Raw genomic sequence first — 5,614 nt, forward strand, 5'->3', positions numbered from 1 at the left:
GGCCAGGCAACAGCGGCAGCACCCGCCGCCAGCAGCAGGATGGCCACCGGCATCAATGAGGTCGGCGCAAGCGAGGCGAGGAATTCGATGAAGCCCTGCATGTCAGAACTTGAAATTCGACATCTTGAACATGATCAGATTGCCCAGCATCAGCCAGGTGATCGAGCCGCCGAGCAGGTACCAGGTTTTCGCCTCGCCCCAGACGTCGCGGTAGAAGCCCGGCATCAGCGCCATAATGGCGGTGAACAGCAACGCCGGCACCGCTGTCAGGATGTAGGCCGACATCCGACCTTCTGTCGCAATGGCGCGCACCTTGCGGCGCAGCTTGCCGCGCTCGCGGATCGTCGTCGCCAGGCCGTCGAGGATCTCGCGCAGATTGCCGCCCGAACTGGTCTGGATCGAGACGGCGGTGACGAACAGCGGCAGATCCTCCTGGCCGACCCGGTCGAACAGCGAGTTCAACGCCGAAACCAGATCGGAGCCATAGGTCACCTCGTCGGCGATGACGCCGAACTCGGTGCCGATCGGGTCGGGCATCTCGCGCGCCACCATGGCGATCGCCACCGGCACCGGGTGGCCGGCCTTCAGGCCACGCGTGATCAGTTCCAGCGCCTCCGGCAATTGCATGCCGAACCGCTTTACCCGGCGCTTGCGCTTGAAGCGCAGCGTGATCACCGGCAGCACCGGCACAAGCACCACAAACAGCACAAGCCCCATCAGCGGCGGCAAGCCGTACCAGATGGCGACCAGGGTCATCGCCATCGCCACGCCGCAGCTGATCATCAAGAATTTCGACAGCGGCATGATCATGCCCGACTGGGTTCGCAAAGCGCGGAACCGATCCAGCGAAAACAGCGGCGTGCCTGCGTCGAGGCCGCGTTCCTTGCGCAGTTGGACAAGCACCTGCTCCTGGCTGATCTTGTTTTCCTGCAGCTTCATGCGCCGGTTGATGGCGGTGCGCTTGTCGCTGCGGCCGGCATAAAGCAGGTAGCAGGCCTCGGCGATCAGGATGCCGGTCAGCGCGGCCGCGGCATAAACGACATAGATCGCGCTCATTCCATCGAACACTTGGCTACTCCTGCGGCCGGCCGGGTTCGAAATATCGTCCGGGAAACTCGATGCCCATGGCGCGCAGATCCTCGAGGAAGCGCGGCCGGATGCCGGTCGCCTCGTAGTGGCCCAGAATCCTGCCGTCGGCCTCCATGCCGGTACGCACGAAGCGGAAGATCTCCTGCATCTGAATGACATCTCCTTCCATGCCGGTCACCTCGGCGACACTGGTCACCTTGCGCTTGCCGTCGGACAGGCGCGTCAACTGAACGATCAGGTCGAGCGCGCTGGCGATCTGGCTGCGGATCGACTGCACCGTCATCGGCATTCCGGTCATGCCAAGCATCTGCTCGAGCCGCGAAATGGCGTCGCGCGGCGTGTTGGCATGGATGGTCGCCATCGACCCTTCGTGGCCGGTGTTCATTGCCTGCAGCATGTCGAAAGCCTCCTCGCCCCGGCACTCGCCGAGGATGACGCGGTCGGGGCGCATGCGCAGTGCATTCTTGACCAGGTCGCGCTGCTTCAGCTCGCCATGGCCTTCGATGTTGGCCGGACGTGTTTCCATACGCGCGACATGCGGCTGCTGCAGTTGGAGCTCGGCCGCGTCCTCGATGGTGATCAGCCGCTCGTCTTCCGGAATGAAGGCCGACAGCGCATTGAGCATGGTCGTCTTGCCGGTGCCGGTACCGCCCGAAATGATCGTCGTCTTGCGGGCATGCACGGCCGCCGCCAGCACTTCGGCCATGTTCTGGGTGATGGCGCCGAATTCGACCAGTTTGTGCAGGCCGAGCTTGTTCTTGGAAAATTTGCGGATCGACACCAGCGGCCCATCGACCGCAACCGGGCGGATGGCCGCGTTGAAGCGCGAGCCGTCCAGCATGCGGGCATCGACCATCGGCTGCGATTCGTCGACGCGGCGACCAACCGCGGCGACGATCTTGTTGACGATGCGCAGGAGATGCGCCTCGTCCTTGAACGGAATGTGGACCGGCTGCAGCTTGCCCTTCTTTTCGACAAAGCAGTTCATGTGGCCGTTGATCAGGATATCGTTGATGTCGGGGTCCTTGAGCAGCGGCTCGAGCGGACCGAGGCCGACCATCTCGTCGACGATGTCGTCGACCAGCGCGTCAAGCTCGACGGTGTTGATCGCCATCCGCTCCTGCTTGGTCTTTTCCGACACGAAATCATGCACTTGCCGGCGCATCTCATCCTTCGGCAAACGCTCCAGCGCGACAAGATTGATCTCTTCGAGCAGCAGCCGGTGGATACGCACGCGCGCATCGAGCACCTTGTTGGCATTCTTTGCCGGCGCTGTGTCCGGCTTTGCCGGCAAAGCCTTTCGGCTGGTCGGAATGACGACGGCATGATGGGCGACCGGCGTCGTCTCAGGCACGCGCTGCGGAAGCGCATCGCGGTTCTGCAGGGCGGAGAAGCGGCTGGTCATCCGGCTTTCCTCTTCAGTAATCCACGGCCCATGCCAAACAGCGAGCGCGATTTCGCCCGGGTTGGGACCGCTTCCTCCGGCAGGATGATCTTTTTCAGATCGTTGACGACATTGGCGTTGGGATCGATCTCGTGCAGCGGCACGCCGCGATCGACCGCTTCGCGCACCAGCCGGTAGTTGTTGGCGATGCCGCCGACGAAATGCTCGCCAAGAATTTCCTGAACGTCCGCCTGCTTGATGCCGTTGTCGAACATCTTCTGTTCGAAACGGTTGACGATGACGTTCGGCTTAACTTCCTTGCCGGCAGTCTCGTAGACCGCCTGGATCAGCCGCTGGGTGTGGCGCAGGCACGGCACCGTCATTTCCGCGACGATGTAGAGCTTGTTGGAACCGAGCAGCACGGTTTCCGTCCATGGAAACCAGGTGCGTGGCATGTCGATGACGACATTGTCGAAATAGGCCGAAACGAGGTCCAGCATGCGCACCACGACATCGGTCTTGAACGAGCGCATCTCTGCTGGATGCGCCGGTGCCGCCAGCACGCACAGCCCGCTGGCATGCTTGGACAGCATCACGTCGAGCAGTTGCCGGTCGAGACGCTCGGGCTGGTTCTCGATCTCGGTGATGTCGAAACGCGGTTCGAGGTCGAGATATTCGGCACAGGCGCCCTGCTGGAAATTGAGATCGACGACGCAGGTCGACGCGCCGCGCGTCACCGAGTGATGCAACTGGAAGGCGGTCTGCAGTGCCAGCGTCGTGGTGCCGACGCCGCCCGCCGCAGGCATGAAGGTGTAGATCTGCGACTCGGTGTTTTCCTCGCGCCCAGGTCCCTGCAGCGCCCGCACGACGGAGCGCACCAGATCGGCCGTGGTGATCGGCTTGACCAGGAAATCCGCGACCTTGAGCTGCACCAGAATGCGCACCGCGGCGGCGTTGAACTCCTGGGTAACGACGACGACCGGAACCTTGTCCTCCAGCCGGCGCATAATACGCTGCAGCGACTCGACCTCCTCCAGCCTTGCCGCATCCATGTCGACGATGATGGCGCCGAAGTCGGCTTCCTGGATCTCGCCGCGCAACTCGGTGACGTTCTTCTCCACTGTCGAGAGCTGTATGATCTCGGAGGCGGAAAATGCGGTGCGCGTGTCCTGCGCAAATGTCCTGTCGGTCGATACGAGCAGGATCTTCCTGGTCTTGATGCCGTTTGCCATTCTGTCAGCCTGTCAGGTCGATCGACCGTTGGATCATTTGCCCGTGGGATCAATTGGTCGTGCTGGACTGCGACGCCTTGGCACCGGCCGCCTGATCGGGTGTGACAGCCGCGGCACTGCCTCGTTGGGCCGGCACCAGGAGCCTGGTGTTCTGGACCCCGTATTTCCAGGGATCGACCATCTGCATGACGGTGTTGGCGGCCTGCGCATTTCCGGCGCCGGCCGTCGGCCCTTCGCTGCGCACATAGTCGTCGCTGGTGCAGCCGGCGGCAAAGCCGGTCAGCAGCAAGGCGACGCTCGATCCAAAGACCAGACGCATGGCTTCAATCCTTCGGCAGGTCGAGGAAATGCCCAGCCGAAGCGGCCGCTGCAGGTTGAGTGACGCGGCCGTCTGCCAGCGCCACGGTGCGACCGGCATCGGAATCCTTCACTTCCTCGGTGTTGTTGAGAAAATAGTCGGCGTTGCTGGCCGGCTGCGTGCCATCTGTCGGCTCGACGAGCTTCTTCGACGGATCGACCGGCTTGACCAGATAGGGCGTCACGATGATGACGAGGTCGGTCTCGCGCCGCTGATAGGATTTCGAGGAAAACAGCGCCCCAAGCACCGGCATCTTGCCGAGGCCGGGAATGCGCGACGTGGTGATGTCGTTTTGCGACTGCAGCAGTCCAGCGATCATGAAGCTCTGGCCGTTCTTCAGGTCGACCGACGTCCTGGCACGGCGCACGATGAAGCCGGGAACCGAGATGGTGCCGATATTGTAGGAGGCCGACGCGTCGATCGAGGAGACTTCCGGCGCAATATCAAGGCTGACCAGCCCGTCTTTCAGAACCGTAGGCGTAAAATCCAGGCTGACGCCGTATTTCTTGTAGCTGACCGAGATCTTGCCGTCGTCCTCGGAGACCGGGATCGGAAATTCGCCGCCGGCGAGAAAGCTCGCTGTCTGGCCAGAACGGGCGATCAGGTTAGGCTCGGCCAGCCGCCGCGCCAGGCCGCGCTCTTCTAGCGCCTTGATGGCGATATCGATCGACACGCCGTTCGACAAAAGCCTGCCGATGATCTCGCCGGTGCCGGCGGCCGGCACTGTACCCGGATCGATCGAGACATCGCGGCCACCGAGGCCGTAGGCAAAATTGGCGGCGTATTTGGCGCCCAGATCCTGACCCGCCTGGCGGTTGATCTCGACAAAACGGACATTGAGCTGGACCTGCTGCGACGATGAGATGTTGACCGAGTTGATGACCTCCTCGGTGCCGGAAAAGCGCGTTGCGATCTTGTTTGCCTTTTCGGCGGCGACCGCGTCATCCGCCTCGCCCGACAGCACGACCCGGCCATTGGCCGATCCGACCTTGATCCTGGCATCCGGCACGCTGGCCCGAATGGTGCTGGCCAGCTGGTCTGTGTCGAGCGTCACCTCGATGTCGACGGTGCCGACAAGCTGCTTCTTCTCATCGAACAGCGCAATGCCGGTAGTGCCGAGATTGTTGCCGAGCACGTAGAAGGATTTGTCGGTCAGCGGATTGACGTTGGCGATCTCCGGGTCGCCGATGACGATCTGGTAGAAGGCGGCACTGGTCATGATCGTCTTCGGCTTGCCCTTGGCAACCTTGATCGACGCATTCTTGGTCGACGACACATAGACGATGTCGTTGTCAGCTCTCGCCGAGGCGCCGAAAGCCAGCATCGCGGCAGCAGCCAGCGAAGACGCGACAGCCACCGCACGCAAAATGCGCAACCGCCCCATGACCCGATATGTGAACAGCCCGAACATTGTCCCGTCCCTCACCCAGTCCCCACTGGCTTATTTCTGGTCCCGCGAAGGAACCTGGTATTCCTCGGCCTTCGTGCCGCGCGTTACGATGACCGTCTTGAACTTCGGTTTCTCCGGCTCCTTGGTGACGGCGTCGAACA

At 62.4% G+C, this 5,614-nt stretch carries 5 protein-coding genes and 1 pseudogene; all 6 read right to left on the reverse strand.

All coding sequences use genetic code 11. The features are described from left to right. A pseudogene (locus EOC06_RS43275) lies at positions 1 to 101 on the reverse strand (type II secretion system F family protein); the annotation flags it as partial. 1 nt (position 102) lies between these two features. After that, positions 103 to 1,068 carry a type II secretion system F family protein gene (locus tag EOC06_RS23100; protein WP_127327445.1) on the reverse strand — a complete coding sequence of 322 codons (966 nt, stop codon included), beginning with the start codon at positions 1,066 to 1,068 and terminating at the stop codon, positions 103 to 105. Positions 1,069 to 1,072: 4 nt separating this feature from the next. Beyond that, positions 1,073 to 2,494, reverse strand: a complete 1,422-nt coding sequence (locus EOC06_RS23105) for a CpaF family protein (protein WP_127810562.1) — start codon at positions 2,492 to 2,494, stop codon at positions 1,073 to 1,075. Continuing rightward, positions 2,491 to 3,705, reverse strand: coding sequence for a CpaE family protein (locus EOC06_RS23110; RefSeq protein WP_013531961.1), 1,215 nt, complete (start codon positions 3,703 to 3,705; stop codon positions 2,491 to 2,493). The genes EOC06_RS23105 and EOC06_RS23110 overlap by 4 nt, the downstream gene beginning before the upstream one ends. A gap of 49 nt (positions 3,706 to 3,754) precedes the next feature. Next, positions 3,755 to 4,024 (reverse strand): hypothetical protein, encoded by a 270-nt coding sequence (locus tag EOC06_RS23115; RefSeq protein ID WP_127269273.1) that lies wholly within the window; start codon positions 4,022 to 4,024, stop codon positions 3,755 to 3,757. 4 nt (positions 4,025 to 4,028) lie between these two features. Next, positions 4,029 to 5,474, reverse strand: a complete 1,446-nt coding sequence (locus tag EOC06_RS23120) for a type II and III secretion system protein family protein (RefSeq protein ID WP_127327448.1) — start codon at positions 5,472 to 5,474, stop codon at positions 4,029 to 4,031. Positions 5,475 to 5,614 lie beyond the last annotated feature (140 nt).

The organism is Mesorhizobium sp. M7A.F.Ca.MR.362.00.0.0, from assembly GCF_004023175.1.
In the GTDB taxonomy this organism is placed as follows: domain Bacteria; phylum Pseudomonadota; class Alphaproteobacteria; order Rhizobiales; family Rhizobiaceae; genus Mesorhizobium.

Excerpts from the sequence above, each read along its gene's own strand:
- EOC06_RS23105 (WP_127810562.1), bottom strand. The coding sequence starts at position 2,494 with ATGACCAGCCGCTTCTCCGCCCTGCAGAACCGCGATGCGCTTCCGCAG.
- EOC06_RS23110 (WP_013531961.1), bottom strand. The coding sequence starts at position 3,705 with ATGGCAAACGGCATCAAGACCAGGAAGATCCTGCTCGTATCGACCGAC.
- EOC06_RS23115 (WP_127269273.1), bottom strand. The coding sequence starts at position 4,024 with ATGCGTCTGGTCTTTGGATCGAGCGTCGCCTTGCTGCTGACCGGCTTT.
- EOC06_RS23120 (WP_127327448.1), bottom strand. The coding sequence starts at position 5,474 with ATGTTCGGGCTGTTCACATATCGGGTCATGGGGCGGTTGCGCATTTTG.